We start from the raw sequence: 24,725 nt of genomic DNA, 5'->3' as shown, positions 1-24,725 counted from the left end.
CACAAGCTCGCGGCGACAGGTGAATAATCTACTCACCCCCACACCCAAAGTCAAACCAAAACACCGTGACCCCCACCACACACCCCACAAACCCAACAAACACAACGAAAAGAGGGCGTCCGATGTGCATCGGACGCCCTCTGATTTGGAAGCGTTAGCTCAGTTCGAGCACGGCGAGGTTCTTGCGACCCTTACGAATGAGAGCCAGTCCACCCGCAAGCACGTCCTCGTCACGCAGGACAGCTTCGGGGTCCTCCACCTTGACGTTATTGATGGAGGCTCCGCCGGAGGAGATCGTGCGACGCGCAGCCGTCTTCCCCTTCTCGAAGCCGAGGGCAACGAGCGCATCGGCCACGGTCGATTCACCGATGGTGACCGACGCACGCGGAAGATCAGCGGTCGCAGCTGCCAACGTGGCCTCGTCGAGATCGCGGATGTCACCGCCGCCCCAAAGGGCATCGGTCGCCGCCAGAACGCGCTGAAGCTGCTCACTGCCGTGCACAAGCTCGGTCACGGAGGCGGCCAGGGCCTTCTGCGCAGCGCGCTGATGCGGACGCTCGGCCACCTCAACAGCCAGCGCCTCAATTTCCTCACGCGACTTGAACGTGAAGATCTTCAGGAAGCGCACGACATCGTCGTCCGCGACCTGGAGCCAGAACTGGTAGAAGGCGTAGGGGGTCATCATCTCCGGGTCGAGCCAGATAGCGCCACCCTCGGACTTACCGAACTTCGTGCCGTCCGCCTTCGTGATGATCGGGGTCGTCATGACGTGGGTGTCAACGCCCTCGACCTTACGGATGAGGTCGACGCCGCCTACCATGTTGCCCCACTGGTCGTTTCCGCCGGTCTCAAGCGTGCACCCGTGGCGACGGTAGAGCTCGAGGAAGTCGTTTGCTTGGAGCACCTGGTAGGAGAACTCCGTGTAGGAGATACCCTCATCCGATGCGATGCGACGCGCGACAATATCCTTGTTGAGCATCGTGCCCACACGGAAGTATTTGCCGATGGTGCGCAGCAGATCGATGGCGCTCATCTCCTGGGTCCAGTCCAGGTTGTTCACCATCGTCGCGGTGGCTGGTCCTTCGAAGTCAAGGAACCGAGAGATCTGCGAACGCAGGCGGTCCGCCCATCCCTTGACAACCTCGGTCGATTGAAGCTGGCGTTCGCCGCTCTGGCGCGGGTCGCCGATCTGGCCGGTGGCACCGCCCACGAGCGCGAGGGGGCGGTGCCCGGCGAGCTGCAGGTGGCGCATGACGATGAGCTGGACGAGGTGACCGTGATGCAGGGAGGGCGCGGTCGGGTCATAGCCGCAATAGAAGGTGACAGGTCCGGCATTGAGGTGCTCGCGAAGAGCCTCGAGGTCGGTGTGCTGAGCGAGCAGCCCACGCCACTGCAGTTCGTCCAGGATATCTGTCACGAAAGTTGTCCTTCCTTGCGGAGTCGACGGATGAATACCGTCTTAGTGTATCGACTTGTGGGTACGGGCGTTAACGAAGCGCCGACGCCGCCCACGTGCGTGCTTCGCGCAGGCCAGCCTCGGCCTCGGCGATCTGCTCACGCACCCGCTCGGGGGCTGTACCGCCACGGCCCAGGCGCGCGCCCACGGAGCCTTCGACGGTGAGCACGGAGCGCACCTCGGGGGTCAGGAACGACGAGGCCTGGGCGAGCTCCTCGTCGGTCAGATCGGCGAGCTCCACTCCCCTGGCCTCGGCCAGGCGCACGCACGCACCGGAGATCTCGTGCGCGTCGCGGAACGGAACCCCCTGCTTGACGAGCCACTCCGCAATGTCAGTGGCGAGCGAAAAGCCCTGCGGCGCGAGCTCCTCGAGACGCTGAAGATGAATGGTCATCGTGTCGATCATGCCAGCGACAGCGGGACAGAGAACGTCGAGGGTGTCGATCTGATCGAACACCGGCTCCTTGTCCTCTTGGAGATCGCGATCGTACGCGAGCGGAATGCCCTTGAGGACCGCGAGCAAACCGGTCAGATCACCGATCAGGCGGCCGGCCTTGCCGCGGGCAAGCTCCGCAACGTCAGGATTCTTCTTCTGAGGCATGATCGACGAACCCGTGGAGTACGAGTCGTCCAGCGTCACGTAGCCAAACTCCTTCGTATTCCAGATGACGATCTCCTCGCACAGGCGCGAAATATCGATGCCCATCTGGGCGCACACGAAGGAGAACTCGGCGACAACGTCGCGCGAAGCAGTACCGTCGATCGAGTTTTCAACGGAATCGGAAAAGCCCAGTGCGCCAGCAATCCGGCGGGGATCCATACCGAGCGTGTTGCCGGCCAGAGCACCGGAGCCATACGGCGAGATCGCCGCACGCTTGTCCCAGTCACGCAGGCGTGCCACGTCGCGCAGCAGCGGCCACACGTGCGCCATCAGATGATGCGCAACGAGAACGGGCTGCGCATGCTGCATGTGCGTACGACCCGGCATCACCGCATCCCCGGCGCGCACCGCCTGACCGAGCAGCGCCTGCGCGATATCCAGGATACGACCCGCCAGGTGACGGGCCTCCTCGCGCAGGTACACACGAATCAGCGTCGCGATCTGGTCGTTACGGGAGCGGCCAGCTCGCAGTTTGCCACCCAGCGTGGCACCCGCACGTTCAATCAAGCCACGCTCCAGCGCGGTATGCACGTCCTCGTCGTCGACGGAGGGCACGAACGCACCCGACGAGACATCCGCATCCAGGCGCGCGAGAGCGTCATGCATATCCGCGCATTCCTGGTCAGTCAGCAGACCAACACGATGCAGCTCGTCAGCATGCGCATGCGAGCCAGCGATATCCACGTGCGCCAGGCGGAAGTCGAAGTGCGTGGACACGCTCAGCGCAGCAAGGGCCTGTGAGGGCCCTCCGGAAAAACGGCCACCCCACAGGGAGACGTGCGTTTCGGACTGCGACATGAGGTTCCTCCTGGGTCGAGCGACGATGTTGTCTCTATCGCTTAAGAATATTCGAGATGCTGGCGAGCCGCCGAAGGCCACACCACGGGAACCTCCCCGCGCACCTTCACCCACGTCGCGATCATCACGAAGAGCATCCAGTTACCCTCGAAGAGCAACCTCGACTCAGTGAATGACTGAATGAACATCGCGATGATGATCACCGCAGGGATGACGTCCCACAGGTTATCGTCGATGTGCGCAACTGCCACTTTAACCACCCGGTAGAGCGTCCAAACAATCGCCACGGTGATCAGGGTGGCTCCGACGAAGCCCGTTGTCAGAGCTGCCTCGACGTAGACATTATGCGCCTGGTTGGTGGGCGTCCCGTCGGGACGGATAACGAGCGACGCGAAAGGCTCCATCTGCGTCGGCCAGCCAATGAACCATCCCCAGCCACCGATCGGCCGCTGCGCGATGAGCGGCGCAACGGAATGCCAAATGACTGAGCGTCCGCTCATGTCGGGACTGCGACCGAACGCATCAGCGATCATGTGGCGGCAGAAGAACGCCGCAATCGCAGTGAGGACACCAAGACCCGCGAAACCGCCGACAACACGCAGACGTAGACGCTCCGGAACCCGACGTTGAACGACGAGCCCCGCAATCACGAGCAGGCATCCAACCGTCGAGAGAGCAACCGTCGCAGATTGCGTCAGCAACAGGACGACGCCGCATGCGGCAAGCCACAAGAATGTCGCAAGGCGAGACCGCTTCGTCTGCATGTAGCGAAGAATCAGGCACACCGCCAGCAGTAGCGCGACAAACGCCAGGGGGTTCCTGTTGCCAGGAAAGCCCTGAATGGGGCCTCCCTTCAGGAGCAGGCCATCGATCCAGTAGTACGAGGCGGGGAGGAGACCCCTCCCCCACATGATCGGGGGAGCCAGAGGACCGTGCCCGAAGAAGGCAACCAACGCCTCGAGAACGAAAGAAGAGCCGATGATCCATTGGAATGCCAGAATCAACGCACCAACGAGCTCCGTGAGCGGCAGTGCAACGGCCACGGCTATCGACACAAGCGTCAGGGACACCGACAAAACGGTGTATTCGGCACTGAGCAACGGCGCCACCGACCATGCGCACGAGAGCGCACACCACGCAACGAACAGACATGTCGTCGTCGGGAAGCGACGGAGCAACAGTGAGCGGCCCGAGATACGGAAGAGCACAACGAAGGATACAAGCAGAATCAGCATCGGCATGAGCGAACCAATATCGCCGAAGATGCCACGAATTCCCTTACCGGCAAAGCCGGCGAAAAACATTGCAGCAACCGTGTAGCGCATCATGCGCGTGCGCAGGGCATCATCTCCGTCGCTCCCCACGGCATCGCTCACAGTGCTCGCCTCATACGTCATACACGAAACACTAAGCGAGGCGGGAGCAGCATTCTCGCCGCTCCCGCCTCTTGAAACCCAACTGAGACATTCTCTGTGAGAACGCCCTCAACCAAACGCTCAGAAGCCCATGTTCACGCCGAAGCGCACGTCGCGAGCCGCAGCGAGCTTCGACTGCAGGCCGTAGATATCGATGAAGCCACGCGACGAGGACTGATCGAAGGTATCGCCGGTCTCGTAGGTCGCCAGGTTGAAATCGTACAGAGAGGACTCAGAACGGCGTCCGTTCACGGTCGCGCGACCACCGTGGAGCACCATGCGGATATCACCGGAGACATACTGCTGGGTGTGCTCGATGAAGGCGTCCATCGACTTCTTCAACGGCGAGTACCACTGCGCCTCGTAGACCAGCTCGCCCCACGTCTGCTCAAGCTGACGCTTGTAGCGGCGTTGCATCCGCTCCAGCGTGACCGACTCGAGCGCCTGGTGTGCCTCGATGAGCGCAACGGCGCCGGGAGCCTCGTAAATCTCACGGGACTTGATACCGACCAGACGATCCTCGACCATGTCGATACGGCCGATACCCTGAGCGCCAGCGCGGCGGTTCATCTCCTGGATGGCCTCGAGCGGCGTCACCGGTCGGCCGTCGATGGCGACGGGAATGCCCTTGTCGAACGTGATGACGACCTCGTCGGGCAGCGGCGGGTAGGTCGGATCATCAGTGTAGTTGTAGACGTCCTTCGTCGGAGCATTCCACAGGTCTTCCAGGAAGCCCGTTTCGATGGCACGACCCCACACGTTCTGATCAATCGAGAACGGGTTGTGCTTCGTCGTCTCAATCGGCAGATTGTGCTTCTCGGCGTACTCAATCGCGACGTCACGCGTCAGGGCGAGGTCACGCACCGGGGAAATGCAGTCCATGTCGGGCGCCATCGAGGTAATCGAGACCTCGAAGCGGACCTGGTCATTGCCCTTACCCGTGCAGCCGTGTGCAACCGTCGTGGCACCGAACTCACGCGCAGCCTTCACAAGGTGCTTTGTAATGACGGGACGCGACAGCGCCGATACGAGGGGGTACTTGCCTTCGTAGAGAGCGTTTGCCTTCAGCGCAGGCATGCAGTATTCGGTCGCGAATTCGTCGCGCGCATCTGCAACGTACGCTTCAACGGCTCCACAATCGAGCGCACGCTGACGAATAACCTCAAGGTCCTCGCCACCCTGGCCGACGTCAACAGCAACAGCGACGACCTCGCGGCCCGTCTGTTCACCGATCCATCCGATAGCGACAGAGGTGTCCAGACCGCCTGAATACGCCAGGACGACGCGATCTTTGCTCGACATGTAGGTTCCTTCCAATGGTTGGGTTCGTGGTGCCCGCACACTCGCTAGGACGAGGCCGGGGCTAGTTTTCGGGGAGTGCACCGGGTTCTGCGAGGGCCAACAAGGCACGTTCCACCTCGGCCGCGCCTTGTTCGCTGCGGCAAATGACGAGGATTGTGTCATCACCGGCGATCGTTCCAGCAATCTCGTCGCGCCTGACAGCGTCGATTGAGGAGGCGAGGAGGTTCGCCGCCCCGACCTGCGTACGCAGGACCAGCTGGTTCCCCACCTTCACGGAGGTGACCAGGAGAAGCTGGCACCAGCGCGCAAGGCGCACATTGGCCGCTTCAGCGTCGTGCGTGAGACCGCCATCATGATCGGGCACCGTATAGATCAGAGTTCCTGACGCATCGCGAATCTTCGTCGCGCGCAGGTCCATGAGGTCACGGGACAGAGTCGTCTGGGTGACATCAATCCCACGCTCAGCCAGGCGGGCGCGCAGACCCTCCTGGCTACCGATGGACTCAGCCGCCAGAAGGTCTCGAATCATCTCGTGCCGCGCACTCTTCGTGCTCGGAAACGCAGGTGTTGCACTCATATGCATGATTATACGCCATCATGCATATAAATAAGCAAGCGGGTGAGGGAATTCCCTCACCCGCTCACTGCTAAAACTGTCAGTCGCGCAGCTGGGCTGCAATGTCATCAGCCCACGCATTGATAGCATCCCAATCACGGAAGTCGCCTTCAACAACGCCAGCCAGGCGCGCGATCGAACGTTCACGCAGCGACAGCAGCGACGGCTTGTAGCGCCCCGGGAACGTGCGCAGCTCACGACAATTGACGTGCGTGAGTAGAGGCCCAACACGGTTACCGTCCTGCTCAGAATGCTTGGGGACGCCGTTCATGCCGACAGAGAAAGCCCAGACCTGCTTGTCACGCAGCTGATCCTGAAAACGCTCCATAAATTCGTGCGCCTCGGGCATCCACTGAAGAATGTACACAGCAGATCCAACGACCACAGCATCATAAGGATCGACCGTGGTCACATCTGCGGGCGCAAGACGGTCAACGGTGAAGCCCGCCGCCTCCAAACGCTTCGCAATGGCGTCGGCGACTTCGTCCGTCGCCCCGTGCTTTGATGCTGCAGTAACAAGGATGTGCATGTACCAATGGTAAAGCGAAGACCGGTCGAATCGGTGGGCACAACGCCCCAAATGAGTGGGGTGCCACACCGCCGATTCGACCGGCCGAGCGCTAGGAATTGGTTAGGCGCGCAGGGATGCGCCCAATACCTTGGCTGCCTTCGCGACGACCTGCTCACGAACCTGCGACGATTCCTTCGCGGTCAGCGTGTGATCAGCCGCGCGCAGACGCAGCGCAAACGCGAGGGAACGATAACCCTCGGGCACCTGGTCGCCCTCGTAGATATCGAAGAGGGTCACGGACTCCGCAAGCTGACCGGCACCCTGGCGCACGATCTGCTCGACGCGTGAAGCGGGAATATCCGAGGGCACGACGAGAGCGATGTCTTCCTTGGCGAGCGGGAACGTCGACACGCCCTTGACCTGGATGGGCTGGTCGCTCATCTGGGAGATGAGAGCATCCATATCGATCTCAAAGGCGCACGAACGTGCGGGAAGTCCGAAAGCTCGGCACGCGGCAGGCGACAGCTCACCTGCAAGGGCAACATCCACGAGGTCGCGACCGGCACGCACGAACACGCGCGCGACGCGTCCGGGGTGGAAGGGCGCAACCGCAGCCGGATCCGTTGCCGGAGCGGGCATCGGAGCACCCTTGTGCGCGGGCAACTGATCCATCCAGGCGCGGGTGACCTCGACGCGCACGCCGAGAGCGGAGGCCACACGACGCACGTACTCCAGGGCGTCCGCCCAATCAAAGGCACGGGCGTTCGCCAGGACGCCAGCCGGAACCGCCGAACCCGTCAAGACGCCACCGATGTGCCACGGCTGAGCCGGAATACCCGCCTCGAGCGCCGCGAGCACCTCGTCGGAGGGGCGCTCATCGGCACTGGGCAGGTCAGCCGGAACGGTACCGGCGGGACGAGCGACCTTGGCGACTTCGAAGATCGCGACGTCCGCATTGGAGCGCGACACGTTGCGACCGGCGACATCGAGGAGTGTGTCGAGGACCGTGGTACGCAGCCACGGCGAATCATCCGCCATGGGGTTACGCAGGCGCAGAGCCTCGCGGCGGGGATCATCCTCGGGAATGCCCTGACGATCCCACGTATCGGACACGAACGGGTAGGACTCAACCTCGACCAGTCCCCCGTCAGCCAGCGTTGAAGCAGCCAGTCGACGCGCGTTCTGCGCGGTCGTCAGACCGTGGCCAGCGGGTGCCGTCGGCATGATCACGGGGATGTTGTCGTAGCCGTCAAGGCGTGCGACTTCCTCGACGAGGTCGGCAGGCAGGGTCAGGTCGGGACGCCACGAAGGGGCGGTCACGGTGAACACGCCGCCTTCCGGTCCCTCAACGACGCAGCCCACCGTGCGCAGCAGCTCGGCGATACGCTCCGGGCTGTGCGCCACACCGGTCAGGCGCTCGACCTCACCGACGGGCAGCGCGATAACGACGGCCTCGCCGCGCTGATCGATATCCGTCACGCCCTCATCGACTGTGCCACCGCCGTACTGGACCAGCAGCTCAACGGCGCGCTGCGCAGCAACAGCGGGCAGCGCCGGATCGGTGCCGCGCTCGAACCGCTTTGCAGCCTCAGAGTGCAGCTTGTGACGACGGGAGCTACGCGCGATAGACACGGCGTCAAAGTGCGCGGCTTCGAACAGGACGTCGGTCGTGTTCTCACTGACCTCGGAGTAGGCACCACCCATGACACCTGCGATACCGATGATGCGCGAGCCCTCGCCCTCGGGCGAGTCAGTGATCAACAGATCCTGCGGGTCGAGCTCACGCTTCTCCCCATCCAGGGTCACCAGCGTTTCGCCGGCGCGAGCACGGCGCACGACGATCGGGGCAGCGAGGTCACCCAGGTCGTAGGCATGCATCGGCTGGCCAAGGTCCAGCATGACGTAGTTCGTGATGTCGACTGCCAAGGACAGCGAGCGCATGCCCGCGGCTTCAAGGCGTTCGACCATCCAGCGGGGCGTCGGAGCGTTGGGGTTGGTGCCACGAACGATGCGCGCAACGAAGCGATCCACGCCGACGCGTCCGCGGATCGGGGCGTCATCAGAGAAAACCACCGGGAAGCCATCGGAGTTCGCAGCCGGCGGCTCGGCTGCGACCACGCCGGGCAGACCCGGATCGCGGAACGAGGCACCCGTCGAGTGCGAGTACTCGCGGGCAATGCCGCGCATCGAGAAGCAGTAACCACGGTCCGGGGTCACGTTAATCTCCAGGACCTCTTCACCCAGCCCCAGCCACGACACGATATCCGTGCCGACCTCGGGAATCTCGCGGTCCGGGAAATACTTCGGCAGCACGATGATGCCAGCGTGATCCTCGCCCAGACCGAGCTCGCGTGCGGAGCAAATCATGCCGTCCGACACGTGGCCGTAGGTCTTACGCGCGGCAATCTTGAAATCACCGGGCAGAATCGCGCCGGGAAGAGACACGACGACGAGGTCGTCGACATCGAAGTTGTGAGCGCCGCAGATAATGCCGCGGCTGGGCAGCTCCGACGGCTCCTTGCCAGTACCGGGGGCGTCATTGTACTGACCGACATCCACGCGGCAGTAGTTGACGACCTTACCGTTGGAGGCGGTCTCCTCCACGCGGGTCAGGACGCGACCGACGACGAGCGGTCCGGTCACGCGTGCGGGATGAATTTCTTCCTCTTCCAGGCCAACCTTCACAAGGGCGGCAGCGAGGGCGGCGGCGTCCGTTCCTTCAACAACGTCGACGTGATCGGCCAGCCAGCTCAGCGGGACCATAGGCATGTCAGTTACCCCTTCCATTCACTCCGAACTGCTGGGAGAAGCGAACGTCTCCCTCAACGATGTCATGCATGTCGGCGATGCCGTGGCGCAGCATCAGCGTGCGCTCGATTCCCATGCCGAACGCGAAGCCCGAATAGACCTCAGGATCAATACCGTTCGCGCGCAGCACGTTCGGGTTGACCATGCCGCAACCACCCCACTCGATCCAACCGGGGCCGCCCTTCTTCTGGGGGAACCACAGGTCCATTTCCGCACTGGGTTCGGTGAACGGGAAGTACGAGGGACGCAGACGAGTCTTGGCCTCGGGACCAAACATAGCCTTCGCGAAGTGGTCGAGAACGCCCTTCAGGTGAGCCATCGTCAGCCCCTTATCAACGGCGAGGCCCTCGACCTGGTGGAACACCGGCGTGTGGGTCGCGTCGAGCGCGTCGGAGCGGAAAACCTTGCCGGGGCACGCCACGTACAGCGGAACGCCGCGAGACAGCATCGCGTGGGACTGGACCGGCGAAGTGTGTGTGCGCATCACGAGGTGAGCGCCGTCCTCGGTCTCGGTGCCGACGCTACGGCCGTCGATGTAGAGCGTGTCCTGCATCTGGCGCGCCGGGTGATCGATGTCGAAGTTGAGCGAGTCGAAGTTGAACCACTCATGCTCGATCTCGGGACCTTCGGCGATATCCCAGCCCATCGCCACGAAGAAGTCCGCGACCTCTTCCATGAGGGTCTCCAGGGGATGACGCGCGCCCGCCGTGCGACGCGCGGTCGGTAGCGTCACATCGACCGACTCCTCGACCAGCATGCGGGCCTCGTGCTCGGCGGCGAGGACAGCCTTGCGCTCCTCGAGAGCCTCGGTCAGGGCTTTGCGCGCCTGTCCGAGGTTCTTGCCGGCGAGACCGCGCTGCGAGGGCTCCAACGAACCGATCGTACGATTCGCGGTCACGAGCGGGGCCTGATCTCCGAGGATCGCGGCTCGAACGGCCTTGAGGGCGTCCAGCGAATCCGCAGCTGCGATATCGCCGAGGCCGGCCTCGCGAACGGCGTTGACGGCTGCCTCATCAAGAGGATCAAGGTCAGGGGCATTGCCAGCCATGTCCTGCTTCCTTCTTCTTTCCATCTGGGGTCATTACTGCGCGCATCACGCGCACCGCCCACCATCCTACCCGTTCGCCTATCCTCACAGCTCACCGGATCCACGGGCGCGCTACCCTGTAAGACGTGAATGCGCTCTCGCGCCATCTATGAGCTCACTAAAGGAATCCCGTGTCTCACATAACGCAACCGGAGGAAGGCGCCACGGCCTCGTCGCCCACGCCCGCCCTGTTTTCCGCCACACGCGTGCGGATCCAGCACATCGCGCGCGCAAAAGCCGAGGGCATCCCCCTCACGATGCTCACCGCCTACGATGCTCTCACCGCGCCGATCCTCGAGGCAGCGGGTGTTGATATGCTCCTCGTCGGCGATTCGCTGGGCAACGTGATTCTCGGCCATCGCTCAACGCTGCCCGTCACCCTGGAGGACATGGAGCGCGCCACCGCAGCGGTCGCCCGTTCGACCTCGCGCGCCATGATCGTCGCAGACCTGCCCTTTGGTACCTACGAGGACTCTCCCGAGCATGCCTTCGCTTCCGCCACACGCCTCATGAAGGCTGGGGCACATGCCGTCAAGCTCGAGGGCGGTGAAAGCCGCGCACACATCATCGAGGCCCTCGTCACGGCCGGCATCCCCGTCTGCGCACACCTCGGTTACACACCCCAGTCCGAAAACACGCTCGGCGGACCGCGCATGCAGGGGCGTGGAGCTGGCGCCGATGCGCTTCGCCGCGATGCCGAGGCCATCGAGAAGGCAGGGGCCTTTGCGGTCGTCTTCGAAATGGTGCCCGCAGGAATCGCGACCGAGTTGACCGCCAGCCTCGCCATCCCCACCATCGGCATCGGCGCGGGCCCAAACACGGACGGCCAGGTGCTCGTGTGGTCGGACATGGCTGGCTACTCCGACTGGACGCCCTCGTTCGTGCGCAAGTTCGGTCAGCTCGGAGCAGCCCTGCGCGAGGCCGCATCCGACTACGTGGAAGCCGTGCGCGAGCGCTCCTTCCCCGGCCCCGACAACTACAAGAACGACTGACGTCACCCCTTCGCAGGAGGAACACCCCATGGAAGCATCTGCACTCGCTCGTCGTGCGCCCCTCGGCACGCTGAAGCCGGGCCACGTCTCGCCCATGCGTGCCGTACCCGAGCACATCGAGCGGCCCGAGTACATGTTCCACGACGGACCCGAGCGCGTCACGGCCTCGGATATCAAAAACCCCGAGACCATCGCAAAGATCCGCGAAGCCGGTCGCATCGCCGCGGGCGCGATCGAAGCCGTCGGCGCCGCCATCGCACCGGGCGTCACCACGGAGGAACTCGACCGCATCGGCCACGAATTCTTGATCGCGCACGACGCCTACCCGTCGTGCCTGGGATACATGGGCTTCCCCAAGTCCATCTGTACCTCGATCAACGAGGTCATCTGCCACGGTATCCCCGACGACCGTCCACTCGAGGACGGCGACATCATCAACATCGACATCACCGCCTACAAAGACGGCGTCCACGGCGACACGTGCGCGATGTTCGAAGTCGGCAGCGTCGACGAGGAGTCCCACCTGCTGATCGAACGCACGAAGAACGCGATGATGCGTGGCATCAAGGCCGTCGGCCCGGGCCGCGAAATCAACGTGATTGGCCGCGTCATCGAAGCCTACGCGAAGCGCTTCGACTACGGCGTGGTCCGCGACTACACGGGGCACGGCGTCGGCGAAGCCTTCCACTCTGGCCTCATCGTCCCCCACTACGATGCTGCTCCTGCATACAACACCGTGATGGAGCCGGGCATGGTCTTCACCATCGAACCGATGCTGACCCTGGGCACCGTCGAGTGGGAGCAGTGGGATGACGACTGGACGATCGTCACCGCTGACCGGTCCCGCACGGCCCAGTTCGAGCACACAATTGTTGTCACCGAGGATGGGGCCGAAATCCTTACCCTTCCCTGATACGCGTGAGCCGAAGCCCGCTTCTGACTCTCACAGTCTGAAGCGGGCTTCGCTATTGCTCGTGGTATCCCTTACAATTCACGTACGACGGGCTTCAGGGGCCCGCGGACAACAGGATTTCATTACCCGAGGAGGGGTCATGGCTCAGGTCGCATGCGGCATCGATATCGGCGGATCGGGCGTCAAGGGCGCGCTCGTTGATCTGGAAACCGGAGAGTACATCGGCGATCAGGTTCGAATCCCCACACCCAACCCCGCGACACCCGACGCTGTTGCAGCAGTGTGCCGCGAGGTCATCAACCAGCTTGACGTGAAGGTTGGCGTTCCGATCGGCGTCACCTTCCCCGCCCCCGTATTTAACGGCGTGATCCCCTACATGGCGAACCTCGACCAGTCCTGGGTGAACGTTGACGTCGACGAGCTCATGGAGCGCTATCTCGGCCGCGCAGTCGTCGCACTCAATGACGCGGATGCCGCCGGTATCGCCGAGGTCGCCTACGGCGCTGCCAAGGGCCGCGACGGAGTCATCGTCTTCACCACCCAGGGCACCGGCATCGGCTCGGCAATCATCGTCAATGGCACGCTCCTGACCAACACCGAGCTTGGGCACCTGGAGATCGATGGCCATGACGCTGAAAAGATGGCTTCCTCCGGTCAAAAGACCCTCCAGGGCCTCAACTGGGAGCAGTGGGCGCAGCGTCTCCAGCGCTACTACGGCCACGTGGAGTTCCTGCTCAACCCCGACCTGTTCGTGGTCGGCGGCGGCGTGTCCGAAAACCACGAGAAGTTCATGCCTCTCCTGGATCTGAAGACCCCGATGATTCCCGCGATGCTCCTGAACACCGCTGGCATCGTCGGTGCCGCCTACTACGCGGCGAAGCACGGTGCCTGAGCACATACCGCGTACACGCAGAAGGACCCCGACGCGAGTCGGGGTCCTTCTGGCATCTGTCGGCCTATACGCCGGGTTCTGTCACGCACGCCGTTACCGGTCGTGCGGTGGCGACCATCTATCTAGGACCGTCGTTACCGACGGCCTCCAGCAACCTACCCGCAGGCATCGGACGGGCCGCCCTGCCTGCTGCTCGGTCTTGCTCCGGGTGGGGTTTACCTAGCCGACGCGGTCGCCCGCGCCGCTGGTGAGCTCTTACCTCACCTTTTCACCCTTACCGACGCGTGTGCGCCGGTGGTTTGTTTTCTGTGGCACTGTCCCGCGGGTTACCCCGGGTGGCTGTTAGCCATCACCCTGCCCTGTGGAGCCCGGACGTTCCTCGAGCGTTTCCGCGCGCGGCCGCCCAGCCGGCAGATCCGCATCGATCATAGCGCGCATGGTCCCAGCCCCGCGATAGGGTGGTCTCCATGCTGATCTGGTTGCCCCCGTCGGAGGGAAAGAACGCGCCCGCGCAGGGCCCGTCTCTCGATATGAACGCCTTGTCTCACCCCGACCTTGCGACAAGCCGCCGCACCGTGTGCGACATGCTCGCCTCGCTCGGGGACGGTCCCAACGCTGCAGCCGTCCTCAAGGTCGGACCACGTATCGACCTGTCCGTCAACACCGCGCTCATGTCCGCTCCCTGTGCCCCGGCCTCGTCGCTCTTTACCGGCGTGCTCTACGAGGCGATCGAGGAGTGCGCGCCGGGCGCGTGGGCAAGCGACGGCGCGTCCCACATCTCGATTTTCTCGGGTCTCTTCGGGGTCCTCTCCCCCACTGATGTCATCCCCGACCACCGCCTCGCAATGGGCGTGTCGCTGCCCGAGCTGGGAGTTCTCTCAACCTGGTGGGCGCCACGTCTTGACGAGGCTCTGGCCGCCGAGGCCACCCAGCGCATCATTATCGACGGACGGAGCGGCCCCTATCGCGCAGCATGCAAGGCTCCGTGGGCGCGCGTCTGGGAACTGCGCGTCGAGCGCGAAGCAAACGGCAAGCGCTTGGTGATCTCGCACGATGCAAAGCGGTGGCGCGGCGCGGTCACAGGCCTCCTCCTTGGGATGGGTGGCTACGGCGCCGAGGAAACGAACGAGGCCGAGAAAGCCCTTGAAGACGCCGCATACTCACTGTCACTGGGTGACGCGAAGGGGAGCGAACACCGCGTGACGGAGGTTGAGTACGGCCCCGAAAAGTCGACCAAGAAGGGCGGATCGACACGCACAGTTACATTGGTCACGCACTGAGCGGTAGGCTATCCTTTTTCCGGAACCTGCAGGGTGCAGGCCGGGCCGACGCGTCGGCCATCAAGCGGAAACCATAGGCATGATCAACGAGGACTACCTGGCCAATATTCGGCCCACCCACCGTCAGCTCCAGTGGCAGAAGATGGAGATGTACGCCTTCATCCACTTCGGCATGAACACGATGACGGACCGCGAGTGGGGCGAGGGCCACGAGGATCCCGCGCTCTTCAATCCGAGCAGCGTCGACGTCGATCAGTGGATGCGCGCCCTCGTGAGCGCCGGAATGACCGGCGTAATTCTGACGTGCAAGCACCACGACGGCTTCTGCCTGTGGCCCTCGGCCTACACGAAGCACTCGGTCGCATCCTCACCATGGAAGGGCGGGCACGGGGACCTCGTGCGCGAAGTGTCCGATGCTGCGGCGCGCCACGGCCTCAAGTTCGGCATCTACCTCTCCCCCTGGGACATGACCGAGCCAACATACGGCCAGGGCGAGGCGTACAACGACTTCTACATCAACCAGCTCATCGAGCTGCTCACCCACTACGGCCCGGTGTTTTCCGTCTGGCTCGACGGCGCGTGCGGCGAAGGCCCCAACGGCAAGGTCCAGGTCTACGACTGGCAACGCATCTACGACACGGTTCGCGCGCTGGCACCAGAAGCCGTCATCTCCGTGTGCGGCCCAGACGTGCGCTGGTGCGGCAACGAGGCGGGGTCGGTGCGAACCAACGAATGGTCCGTTGTGCCCGCATCCCTGCGCGAGGCCGAGCGCACCGCTGAGAAATCACAGAAGGCCGACGATGGAGAGTTCTCCCGTCTGGTGGCCTCCGGCGACGAGGACCTGGGGTCGCGCGAGGCTTTGGCGCACTACTCTGGCCCCCTCGCCTGGTACCCCGCCGAGGTCAACACCTCGACACGCAAGGGCTGGTTCCACCACGACGCCGAAGACTCCCAGGTGCGCAGCGTCGACGAACTGTTCTCGATCTGGCAGGGCTCGGTCGGCGGCAATGCAACGTTCCTCCTGAACGTTCCCCCGAACCGCCACGGCCTGCTAGCCGACGCCGACGCCGAGGTCCTTGCTCGCCTCGGTGAGAAGATCGCCGACTTCCGCTCGCGCCGGATCGAGGCATCCCGCGAGGACGAGGGTGACGTCGTGGCCCTGCGCTTTGACGCGCCGCGCGCGGTTGGCGCGGTCGTTCTCGAGGAGGACATCGCCCAGGGACAGCGCATCGACGAGGCCGTGGTGACTGCATGCGTCGACGGCGACGTTGAGCGCGAAATCGCTCGCGTGCGCTGCGTGGGTTACCGACGCATCATCACCCTGGAGACGCCTGTGACCGCCACCCACGTCCGGGTGACGGTCACGAAGAGCAGGCAGGGATTCTACCTGGCGGATGCCTACGGGATCGAGGCCTAAGCCTCAACGCGGCGTATTCGCGGCGGTCCGTACGACAATCTGCGAGGTGTCTTCGGTCAGGTAGAGCTCATCGTCGGGCGTCAGGCGGATGCGCTCGAGTTCCATCGGACTCAGGTCGGCGGCCACTCCGATGCCGTAACCGTCGCGAACCTCGATAACTGCAAGGGCACCGTTGCGGCGGCGCGCGTCCTCGTATTCCTCGACGAGATCTGCGGGCAGGCGACCGGCGAGCTCGCGTCGGGCGGCAATCACGCGGCGCAGTTCATCGTCGGCATCGGCAACATCGGCCTCAAACTGGGCCTTCAGGGCCTCAATGTCGGCGGCAATAGCCTGCGCCTCGGCCTTCATCTTCTCCTGCGCGGCACGAGCGGCTTCAACGCGTTCCTCGGCCTCCACCTGATCGTCTTCGAGCTTGGCAAGGCGACGATCCATTTGAGCAATCTCGTGTTCCATCAGCGAGATGTCACGCAAGGGCACCTGATTGTTATCAATGCGTGCCTGCTGACGCTTGCGGCGCTCGGAGACCTTCGCGATCTCGTCTTCAATGCGCGTCACCTCGCGAGTCGTGTCCGCGATGACCGCGTTCTGGCTGATAGCTGCACGCTGCAGGTCGGCGACGCGACCGGCGAACTCGCGAACCGTCGCGTGCGCGGGATGAGAATCGCGCTTGTGGCGCAGCGCCGACTCCTTTTGATCAAGCTTCTGGAGCTCGAGAAGCTCGAGCTGGTCGGTGTGCTTTGCTTTCACGCTAGTTCTCCCTGAGTGACTCGGTGACTGGTCCATGGCTCGGTGACAATCGTAGAGACTTCCACGCGAAGTTCCACATCGGCGCCGCTGGCGGCCTCGCGAAGCTTTCGAGCAAGGACGGGGAGCCACGGGGACTCGGTCGCCCAGTGCGATCCGCACAGCAACGCGGGAGCACCACCCTCCAAGTGCTCGGAGGCGGGGTGGTGACGAAGATCCGCCGTGAGGTAGACGTCTACTCCAGCAGCCCGGGCGCTCTCAAGCGCGCTATCGCCTGCCCCGCCCAGCACGGCCACGCGACGCACCGGAGCCGCCTCGTCTCCCCCGACGAACAGGCCGGAGGGACCGGCGGGCAGCACGGATGCGACATGGTCGGCGAAAGATCCAAGCGTCGTCTCCGCAACGCTGCCGACGCGTCCCAGGCCGATCTCATGTCCCTCGGTGTCAGTGCCACACGGCTCCAACGGGACTGTATCGCGCAGACCGATGAGATCGGCGAGCGCCGTCGCGACACCGTCACAGGCGACGTCAGCGTTGGTATGCGCATTAAAGAGAGCAATCCCGGAGCGGATCAGCGTCGTCACGACACCGCCCTTCGGGTCGGTCACGGGCAGGAAGGACGCGCCGCGCAGGAGCAACGGGTGGTGGGTGATCACCATGTCGTAGGGGTTCCCATCGCCGCTGGGACCAGCCACGGCCTGGTTGGCGATGGCAGCGGTGGGATCGAGGGCCAGGAGGATGGAGCGCACGGGCGAGTCCGGGTCTCCGACGATGAGCCCGACGCGATCCCACGACTGGGCCGTCGCCGCGGGATACCAGGATTCCATGAGGGCCATGACGTCGCGGACTGTCCAGGAGGTGGCGGGTGCAGCGACCGGGATATCGGGGGTGCTGAAATGAGACGAAGACTGCATGCGCCAAGCATACCGGACCCCCATCTAGCAAGGGACCCTGCCCGCGACTATGATCACAACGTGCAGATTTTGAGTCTACTCGACCAGGGGCTGGTCGATTACACGCAGGTTGATGCGCTTCAGCGCTCCCTGCACGAGGAAGTCCTCGCCGGCGGCGAGGACACGCTCATCGTTTCTCAATTCACCCCGACGTGGACGGCTGGTCGCCACACGAAGCCGCAGGATATTCCCTCGACGACGATCCCCGTCATCCGCACGGACCGCGCGGGTTCGGCCACGTGGCACGGTCCCGGACAGGTCGTCGTCTACCCCGTTGTTCTGCTGCGCGAGCCCGTCGATCTCGTCCAGTGGATCCGGGCGGTCGAGGCCTCGGTCATCGATACCGTGCGCGAGGTTTGGGACCTGCCGGTGCACCGCGTCGAGGGGCGCGCGGGCGTGTGGCTCACCGAGGAGGGACGCCGCGACCGCAAGATCTGCGCGATCGGCTTGAAGGTCGCGCGCGGTGCCACTCTGCACGGTATCGCCCTCAACGTCGACATCGACCCTGCACATGCTTTCGAAGGCATCATCCCCTGCGGCCTCACCGACGCTGACGTGACCTCCCTGTCGTGGGAGGGCATCCACACGACGGTGGCCGACGCTGCCGCCGAACTTCTCCCGCGCATGGTGGAGCACATCTCTCCGTGCCTGGCGACCACTCCCACTTCTGTTTCCTACACGACGAGGTCAACGCTATGAGTACCCTGCCCGATCCCGAAGGACGCAAGCTCCTGCGCATCGAGGTGCGTAACTCTCAAACGCCGATCGAGAAGAAGCCGGAGTGGATTCGTACGACCGCCAAGGCCGGCGAGAACTATCAGGACATGCGCTCGCTCTCACATGCCAAGGGTCTGCACACGGTCTGTGCCGAGGCAGGCTGCCCCAACATCTACGAGTGCTGGCAGGACCGCGAGGCGACATTCCTCCTCGGCGGTGCCCTGTGCACGCGCCGCTGCGACTTCTGCGACATCGCGACGGGCCGCCCCACCGAGTACGACAAGGATGAGCCGCGCCGTATCGCAGAGTCGGTGCGTGACCTCGACCTTCGCTACGTGACCATCACGGGCGTCACTCGCGACGATCTGCCCGACGGCGCCGCGTGGCTCTATGCCGAGACCTGCCGCCTCATCCATGAGCTCAACCCGGGCACCGGCGTGGAGCTTCTCGTGGACGACTTCCGCGGCCAGGCCGAGTCGATCGACATGGTGATTGAGGCCGGCCCGCAGGTCTTCGCGCACAACCTGGAGACGGTGCCGCGCATCTTCAAGAAGATTCGCCCCGCCTTTAACTATGATCGTTCGCTCGCGATGATCAGGCGTGCCCACGACGGCGGCATGGTCACGAAGTCAAACCTGATCCTGGGCATGGGCGAGACGCGTGAGGAGGTCAGCGCCGCCATGCGCGATCTGCACGAGTCGGGTTGTGACCTGCTGACGCTCACGCAGTACCTGCGTCCCTCTCCCCTGCACCACCCGATCGACCGCTGGGTCCACCCGGAGGAGTTCGTCGAGATGGCAGCCGAGGCTGAGGAGATGGGCTTCGCTGGTGTCATGGCCGGACCCCTCGTGCGTTCCTCATACCGTGCGGGTCTGCTGTGGGCCAAGGGCATGCGTGCCCGCGGTTTTGAGATCCCCGAGCAGCTGCGTCACATCGCCAACTCCGGTTCGACCCTGCAGGAGGCAGGCTCGGTCCTGGCGCGCCTCAAGGAGCGCTCGGAGCGTCACGCCGCGATGGCAGCCGCGAAGGCCGCCTCGGCCTCGTGACCCCGGATTATTCTCCCGCGCGGGCACTCCTGGCCTCAGCGCACCGACACCCCGACCGCCGCTCCTTGGTCGACGCCGTGACGGGCGAGGAGTGGACCGTGCGCGAGGCCGCCGACGCGGTCGCTCGCCTCGCCACTGTCTTTGCAGATAACGGCATCGGTGAGGGGACACGCATCGCGGTCATCGGCGCGAACTCGCCGTGGCACTACATCGTCCACGTGGCCGCATCGTGGCTGCGCGCGGTGACGGTCCCGTTGTCGCCGCGGATGCCCTCCTCCGCGCTTGCTTCGATGTGCGAACAGGTTGGCGTCTCGTGGGCGTTCCTTGACGAGGTCTCCCGCGCACACGCTTCCGCCCTGTCCGACGCGGGCGCGCAGGTCGCGTCGTTTGCGGATCTGTCGGCGTGGGTGGATCGCGCTGCACCTATCGGGCACGCTCCCGCGCGCTGCGGGACCGAGCTCGCCGCCATCTTGTTTACCTCGGGGTCCACGGGCACCCCACGCCCTGTGGAACTCACCCACGAGGTCATGTGGTGGGGATCGACGAACTTCCGCGAGGGTTTCGACTATGCGCCGACATCATCGGTGGTCGGCGTGTGCGCGCCCGCCAGCCACATCGGCGGCTTCAACGGCACGTCGATGGACGTGTGGACGCACGGCGGCACGCTGGTCACGCTCGGCTTCCCAGGATCCTTCGACGCGCGCGGCGTCATTGACGCCATTGAGCGCTACGGGATCACCATGATGTTCGCCGTGCCGGCGATCGTCCGCGCCATCCTCGACGAGCATGAGCGCGGCGGCGGGGACCTGTCGTCGTGGGTTCGTCCCCTCATCGGCGGCGACGCGATGACGGCGGATCTGGCGGAGGCGATGCGTCGCGTGGGCCTGTCTCCCATCCACGTGTGGGGCATGACGGAGACGTCGGGGGCTGGCACGGTCGCTACGCCCGATTCCTCGGCACCAGCCGGATCGCTGGGTGTTCCCTTCCCCTACGTGGACCTGGTTGTCATGGCCTCTCCCGAGCGCGAGGCGGGCGTCGGCGAGATGGGCGAGATCTGGGTGCGCGGACCCGGCGTCGTCAGCGGCGAGGAGTGGCTGAGCACCGGCGATTTGGCGACGAGGGACGCGAACGGCTGGCTGCACATGGTGGGACGCGCCCACCGCATGATCAACACGGCCGGAGAGCTCGTCGCTCCCCCGAGCGTCGAGCGGGCTCTACGCTCGCTGGACGAGGTGTCGGATGCGCTTGTCGTGGGACTGCCGGATGAGCGCTGGGGGCAGATCGTCGCCGCGCTGATCGTCGCCTCTGACGTGGGCCGCGCCCAGGCCTCGTCGCTGAGTGCCGACGCGCTGTCCGAGGCTCTGCGCGATTCACTCGCACCGTGGGAGAAGGTGCGCCGTGTCCTGGTCGTGGACGAGCTGCCGACGACGGCGACGGGCAAGCCTGATCCGCTCGGGGCGGCGGAGCTGTTCTCGGCGTCGGAACGCTAGAGACAAGTGCGCGAGACTTCACAATTTATGCGCACCACATTTAGGTAAGATTAGCCTTGCTTAATTGAAGGAGAGTCTTATGCCCCGCCATCGCATCGTCATCATCGGCTCCGGCTTCGCAGGCTTGACGGCAGCTCGTCGACTGAAGAAGGCCGACGCCGACATCACCATCCTGGCCCGCACGTCGCACCACCTGTTCCAGCCCCTGCTCTACCAGGTGGCCACCGGCATCCTCTCCGAGGGCGACATCGCCCCCACGACGCGCGAGATCCTGCGCAAGCAGAAGAACGTGACCGTCCTGCAGGCTCTCGTCGAGGAGATCGACGTCGAGGCGCGCGTCGTCAAGTGGCGTAACCACAACAAGTATGAGTGCACCGAGTACGACACGCTGATCGTGGCGGCGGGTGCAGGCCAGTCCTACTTCGGCAACGACCACTTCGCGGTGTTCGCGCCGGGCATGAAGACGATCGATGACGCGCTCGAGCTGCGCGCGCGTATTTTCGGCGCGTTTGAGCTGGCGGAGATCGAGCCCGATCCTGCTCTGGTGGGCAAGCTCCTCACCTTCGTCGTCGTGGGCGCGGGCCCGACGGGCGTGGAGATGGCGGGACAGATCCGCGAGCTCGCCTCCCACACGCTTAAGGGCGAGTTCCGCAACATCGATCCGACGAAGGCTCGCGTCATCCTGGTGGACGGCGCCGAGCACCCGCTCCCCCCATTCGGCGAGAAGCTCGGGCATAAGACCGAGGAGGCGCTGGCCAAGCTGGGTGTCGAGATGAAGATGAACGCATTCGTGACGGACGTGGACGCCGAGGGCGTGACACTGAAGTACAAGTCCGGCGAGGAGGAGCGGATCGAGTCCGTGTGCAAGGTGTGGGCTGCGGGCGTCGCCGCGAGCCCGCTGGGCCGGGCCCTGGGCGAGGCCACGGGCGCCGAGGTGGACCGCGCGGGCCGCGTCACCGTCAACAAGGACCTGACTCTGCCGGGTCACCCCGAGATCTTCGTGCTCGGCGACATGATGGCGTTCCCTGGCGTGCCCGGCGTCGCGCAGGGCGCGATCCAGTCGGCGCGCTTCGCCGCCGACACGGTGGCGGCGCGCCTGGCGGGCCGCAAGCCGAAGGCCACGGAGTTCTCCTACTTCGACAAGGGTTCGATGGCGACGATCGCGCGCTTCAAGGCGGTCGTGAAGATGGGTAACACGAAGATGACGGGCTTCACCGCGTGGGTGGCCTGGTGTTTCCTGCACCTGCTCTACATCGTCGGCTTCAAGTCGCAGGTGGGCACGCTGGTGAACTGGTTCTTCAGCTTCCTGTCGGGTGCGCGTTCGCAGCGCACGACCACCAACCAGCAGATGGTGGGCCGCCTCGCCCTGGAGCAGCTCGGCGCGGGCGCATCCGGCAAGCTCGTCGTCGGCGAAGACGTCGTCGAGGAGCGCATCCACGAGGCCTGAGCACCTCACGCTCTGACGGTTGATTCTGGCGCGCGTTCGGGCACAGCAAGGGCGCGCTGACAAACAGGCAGACAGGCACGGTGTGGGGCCGGAAGCAAGAGCTTCCGACCCCACACTTGCTAGGAGCAAGGCTAGCTCTTTCAGCTCTACTTCACTAGGGCTGTCAAACCTTGTACGGTACAATTTTATTCATGGTTGATCCTGTAGTAATTCCTCTAATTAACGTCGGTGTCGCACTCACATCAATGCTACTCAACGCAGCCCAACAGAGCGAGGCTGCTGCCATCGCAAGTGAGGCACGTGACCCCATAGCATTTCTTGCGCAGTCACTTCTTGGCCGAGGAGGGACACAAAAGGACATTGAACGCAGGATCAGCAAAGATCTGACTTCGCGAATGCAGGACATGAACGAGCGCTGCTCACGCGAAGGAATTGATCCTGATCGACTGGCGAATCCGTGCGCGGAAGTTGAAGATATCTTACGCGCCATCGACGATCATAAGCGATTCCTCGAACAAGCTGTACATGACCCTGACGCTGTTCGCGCATTTTTTAAACACCAAGCACAAAACAGCCGAATTCAGGTCGATGAGCGACTGGTTCCTTACTTCGACGAACTGATTAAAGCGGTCACTGAGCTTTACATTACTTATGCGGAGCAATCATCCAACTACCAACAGCTCGCCCTCAAGCAGTTGTTGAAGAGTGACAGAGAGAGTCGCGAAGCGTTGGCCCGCATGCACGAGACAATAGCTGATGTCCCCCACAAGGTCGCCGAGCTCGTCTCCAGCGATAGTAAGCCGAGCCGCGTCTTTTTCGGTAGTCGACCGGACGTGGCGACAGGCGATCGTTATGTCGAGCGTGACGAGCAGAAACACCTGAATGAGCTCATCATCGATCCAACAAAACAACGCACGGTTCTGGTGGGCATGCGCGGCTGCGGCAAGACTCAGTTGGCTTCGACTTTGGCTCAACAGTGCGAGGACGCACACTGGAGCCTCGTCGCGTGGGTGAATGCGGGATCACCCGAATCCATCAAGAGCGATCTGGTCGAACTCGCCAAAGAACTGAAGAAAGAACTGAAGATTGATACGAGTGACCAGCCCACTCCCGAGACCATTATTCGTCGGCTCTTCAACCGTTTGAAATCAGCGGATCCGTCCGACAGGCTCATCGTCTTCGACAACGTCGAGAATATCGCTGATCTTCGACGACTCGTGCCGAACGCCGATGGCTTACGCGTCGTCGCGACAACGACGAACAACACAGGTTGGGGGCATCAGGGTTGGGACACCATCAAGGTCGGAGTATTTGATCGAGACGAATCGATCAAATACATCCTCACAGCCACCGAATCCACTGATCGCGGCGCCGCAGACACGTTGGCGCACCGCCTCGGCGACTTACCTCTCGCTATTGCCCAGGCCGCGGCATTTGCTCAGAAACGTAAACTAGACCTGGCCCAATACCTGGAGCGATTGGACGCCTACCGCAGCAAGTGCGTCATGCCTGCGGACCCCGCAGACTACTACGCAAGAGATGTCGCCACAGCACTGCGTGTTGCCATCGACGACACACTCAAAGAACTAGAGGCCAGCATGAGTCGGGCAGCACGACGCCATTTGGGTGCGCTCGCTCTGCTCGCCGAATCTGGTGTACCTACACGATGGCTCGACCCCTTGACCGAGGAGCATCACTACCAGGACCCTCGAGACCGTGACCGTGCCGCAGATGACGATGCACATGACGCTTTGACTGAGCTGATAGACAGATCCATCATTCAGCAGTCCGTAGACGGCTCAACGACAATGCTGCACCGACTCCAGGCACAGGTGCTGCGCGAATCCTGGAGCGAAGAAGAACGTGAACAAGCATGCGAATCAGCTGCCACCCTGCTGGAATCCGTCGATATTGAGGGGTTCCCAAGGGATGCAATAGCTTCGCTCCGCAACGAAACACGAGATCTTATTGAACAGCTTCGTGCCCTCGGCACACAGAAGGAATCGCACCCGCTTTTCGACACTGAACAGATCCGGTCCTGTCTGATGCGTGCTTTCGTTGATGCTAACGAACTTGGGCTGACGGATGAGGCACTCACGCTCCAACATGGAGTGGAGATTATCCAGAGCCTAATGGGATCGGCCCACTCGGATGTTCTGACCCTTCAGAATAATCTCGCA

Annotated in this window: 20 protein-coding genes and 1 other RNA gene; 10 read left to right on the top strand and 11 right to left on the bottom strand. The window is 63.6% G+C overall.

The window, feature by feature from the left end; all coding sequences use genetic code 11:
- Positions 1 to 154 precede the first annotated feature (154 nt).
- The 8 genes from tyrS to pheS all read right to left on the bottom strand — a co-directional run bounded on the left by tyrS (position 155) and on the right by pheS (position 10,615).
- On the bottom strand, positions 155 to 1,417 hold the full coding sequence (gene tyrS / locus O3684_RS09575) for a tyrosine--tRNA ligase (RefSeq protein ID WP_500066624.1): 1,263 nt from the start codon (positions 1,415 to 1,417) through the stop codon (positions 155 to 157).
- Positions 1,418 to 1,487: 70 nt separating this feature from the next.
- Positions 1,488 to 2,915 (bottom strand): argininosuccinate lyase, encoded by a 1,428-nt coding sequence (argH, locus tag O3684_RS09570; protein WP_500066622.1) that lies wholly within the window; start codon positions 2,913 to 2,915, stop codon positions 1,488 to 1,490.
- Between the two features lie 41 nt (positions 2,916 to 2,956).
- Positions 2,957 to 4,312: an O-antigen ligase family protein gene (locus tag O3684_RS09565; protein WP_500066620.1), complete on the bottom strand. Its 1,356-nt coding sequence runs from the start codon at positions 4,310 to 4,312 to the stop codon at positions 2,957 to 2,959.
- A gap of 99 nt (positions 4,313 to 4,411) precedes the next feature.
- A complete protein-coding gene (locus tag O3684_RS09560) occupies positions 4,412 to 5,632 on the bottom strand; it encodes an argininosuccinate synthase (protein ID WP_500062041.1) in 1,221 nt (406 codons plus the stop codon).
- Between the two features lie 61 nt (positions 5,633 to 5,693).
- A complete protein-coding gene (gene argR, locus O3684_RS09555) occupies positions 5,694 to 6,215 on the bottom strand; it encodes an arginine repressor (RefSeq protein WP_500066618.1) in 522 nt (173 codons plus the stop codon).
- Positions 6,216 to 6,288: 73 nt separating this feature from the next.
- Positions 6,289 to 6,777 (bottom strand): flavodoxin domain-containing protein, encoded by a 489-nt coding sequence (locus tag O3684_RS09550; protein WP_500062044.1) that lies wholly within the window; start codon positions 6,775 to 6,777, stop codon positions 6,289 to 6,291.
- A 102-nt stretch (positions 6,778 to 6,879) separates the two neighbouring features.
- Entirely contained in the window at positions 6,880 to 9,528 is a 2,649-nt protein-coding gene (pheT, locus tag O3684_RS09545) for a phenylalanine--tRNA ligase subunit beta (protein WP_500066616.1), read from the bottom strand.
- Position 9,529: 1 nt separating this feature from the next.
- Positions 9,530 to 10,615, bottom strand: coding sequence for a phenylalanine--tRNA ligase subunit alpha (pheS, locus tag O3684_RS09540; protein WP_500066614.1), 1,086 nt, complete (start codon positions 10,613 to 10,615; stop codon positions 9,530 to 9,532).
- Between the two features lie 170 nt (positions 10,616 to 10,785).
- Between pheS and panB the strand changes: the two genes are divergently transcribed.
- The 3 genes from panB (at position 10,786) to ppgK (ending at position 13,451) form a co-directional block, all read left to right on the top strand.
- Positions 10,786 to 11,646: a 3-methyl-2-oxobutanoate hydroxymethyltransferase gene (gene panB, locus O3684_RS09535; RefSeq protein ID WP_500066612.1), complete on the top strand. Its 861-nt coding sequence runs from the start codon at positions 10,786 to 10,788 to the stop codon at positions 11,644 to 11,646.
- Between the two features lie 28 nt (positions 11,647 to 11,674).
- Positions 11,675 to 12,559: a type I methionyl aminopeptidase gene (gene map / locus O3684_RS09530; RefSeq protein ID WP_500066610.1), complete on the top strand. Its 885-nt coding sequence runs from the start codon at positions 11,675 to 11,677 to the stop codon at positions 12,557 to 12,559.
- A 139-nt stretch (positions 12,560 to 12,698) separates the two neighbouring features.
- A complete protein-coding gene (gene ppgK, locus O3684_RS09525) occupies positions 12,699 to 13,451 on the top strand; it encodes a polyphosphate--glucose phosphotransferase (protein WP_500066608.1) in 753 nt (250 codons plus the stop codon).
- 51 nt (positions 13,452 to 13,502) lie between these two features.
- Here ppgK and rnpB read toward each other — a convergent pair.
- Positions 13,503 to 13,866, bottom strand: an RNA gene (gene rnpB / locus O3684_RS09520) — RNase P RNA component class A.
- Between the two features lie 52 nt (positions 13,867 to 13,918).
- On the opposite strand from rnpB, the gene O3684_RS09515 reads away from it, so the two are divergent.
- Entirely contained in the window at positions 13,919 to 14,731 is an 813-nt protein-coding gene (locus O3684_RS09515) for a YaaA family protein (RefSeq protein WP_500066606.1), read from the top strand.
- Between the two features lie 79 nt (positions 14,732 to 14,810).
- Positions 14,811 to 16,148 (top strand): alpha-L-fucosidase, encoded by a 1,338-nt coding sequence (locus O3684_RS09510; RefSeq protein WP_500066604.1) that lies wholly within the window; start codon positions 14,811 to 14,813, stop codon positions 16,146 to 16,148.
- 3 nt (positions 16,149 to 16,151) lie between these two features.
- Here the strand turns inward: O3684_RS09510 and O3684_RS09505 are convergent, their stop codons facing one another.
- Complete coding sequence (locus O3684_RS09505) at positions 16,152 to 16,895, bottom strand: zinc ribbon domain-containing protein (RefSeq protein WP_500062052.1); 744 nt, start codon at positions 16,893 to 16,895, stop codon at positions 16,152 to 16,154.
- Entirely contained in the window at positions 16,892 to 17,806 is a 915-nt protein-coding gene (locus tag O3684_RS09500; protein WP_500066602.1) for a Nif3-like dinuclear metal center hexameric protein, read from the bottom strand. The genes O3684_RS09505 and O3684_RS09500 overlap by 4 nt, the downstream gene beginning before the upstream one ends.
- 60 nt (positions 17,807 to 17,866) lie before the next feature.
- Here O3684_RS09500 and lipB point away from each other — a divergent pair, with 60 nt between their 5' ends.
- From lipB to O3684_RS09475, 5 genes are all read left to right on the top strand, one after another.
- Positions 17,867 to 18,544, top strand: coding sequence for a lipoyl(octanoyl) transferase LipB (lipB, locus tag O3684_RS09495; RefSeq protein ID WP_500066600.1), 678 nt, complete (start codon positions 17,867 to 17,869; stop codon positions 18,542 to 18,544).
- Complete coding sequence (gene lipA, locus O3684_RS09490) at positions 18,541 to 19,608, top strand: lipoyl synthase (RefSeq protein ID WP_500066598.1); 1,068 nt, start codon at positions 18,541 to 18,543, stop codon at positions 19,606 to 19,608. Before lipB ends, lipA begins: the two co-directional genes overlap by 4 nt.
- Positions 19,605 to 21,098 carry a class I adenylate-forming enzyme family protein gene (locus O3684_RS09485; protein WP_500066596.1) on the top strand — a complete coding sequence of 498 codons (1,494 nt, stop codon included), beginning with the start codon at positions 19,605 to 19,607 and terminating at the stop codon, positions 21,096 to 21,098. The genes lipA and O3684_RS09485 overlap by 4 nt, the downstream gene beginning before the upstream one ends.
- Positions 21,099 to 21,177: 79 nt before the next feature.
- Complete coding sequence (locus O3684_RS09480; protein ID WP_500066595.1) at positions 21,178 to 22,545, top strand: NAD(P)/FAD-dependent oxidoreductase; 1,368 nt, start codon at positions 21,178 to 21,180, stop codon at positions 22,543 to 22,545.
- Positions 22,546 to 22,736: 191 nt separating this feature from the next.
- Positions 22,737 to 24,725, top strand: a 1,989-nt coding sequence (locus tag O3684_RS09475) for an NB-ARC domain-containing protein (protein WP_500066594.1), incomplete at its 3' end; no start/stop codon positions are given.

It is taken from the genome of Pauljensenia sp. 20925_1_27 (assembly GCF_041432835.1).
Classification (GTDB): domain Bacteria; phylum Actinomycetota; class Actinomycetes; order Actinomycetales; family Actinomycetaceae; genus Pauljensenia.
The sequence above is the reverse complement of the archived record's forward strand: the minus strand, read 5'-3'. Positions and strand labels throughout refer to the sequence as shown.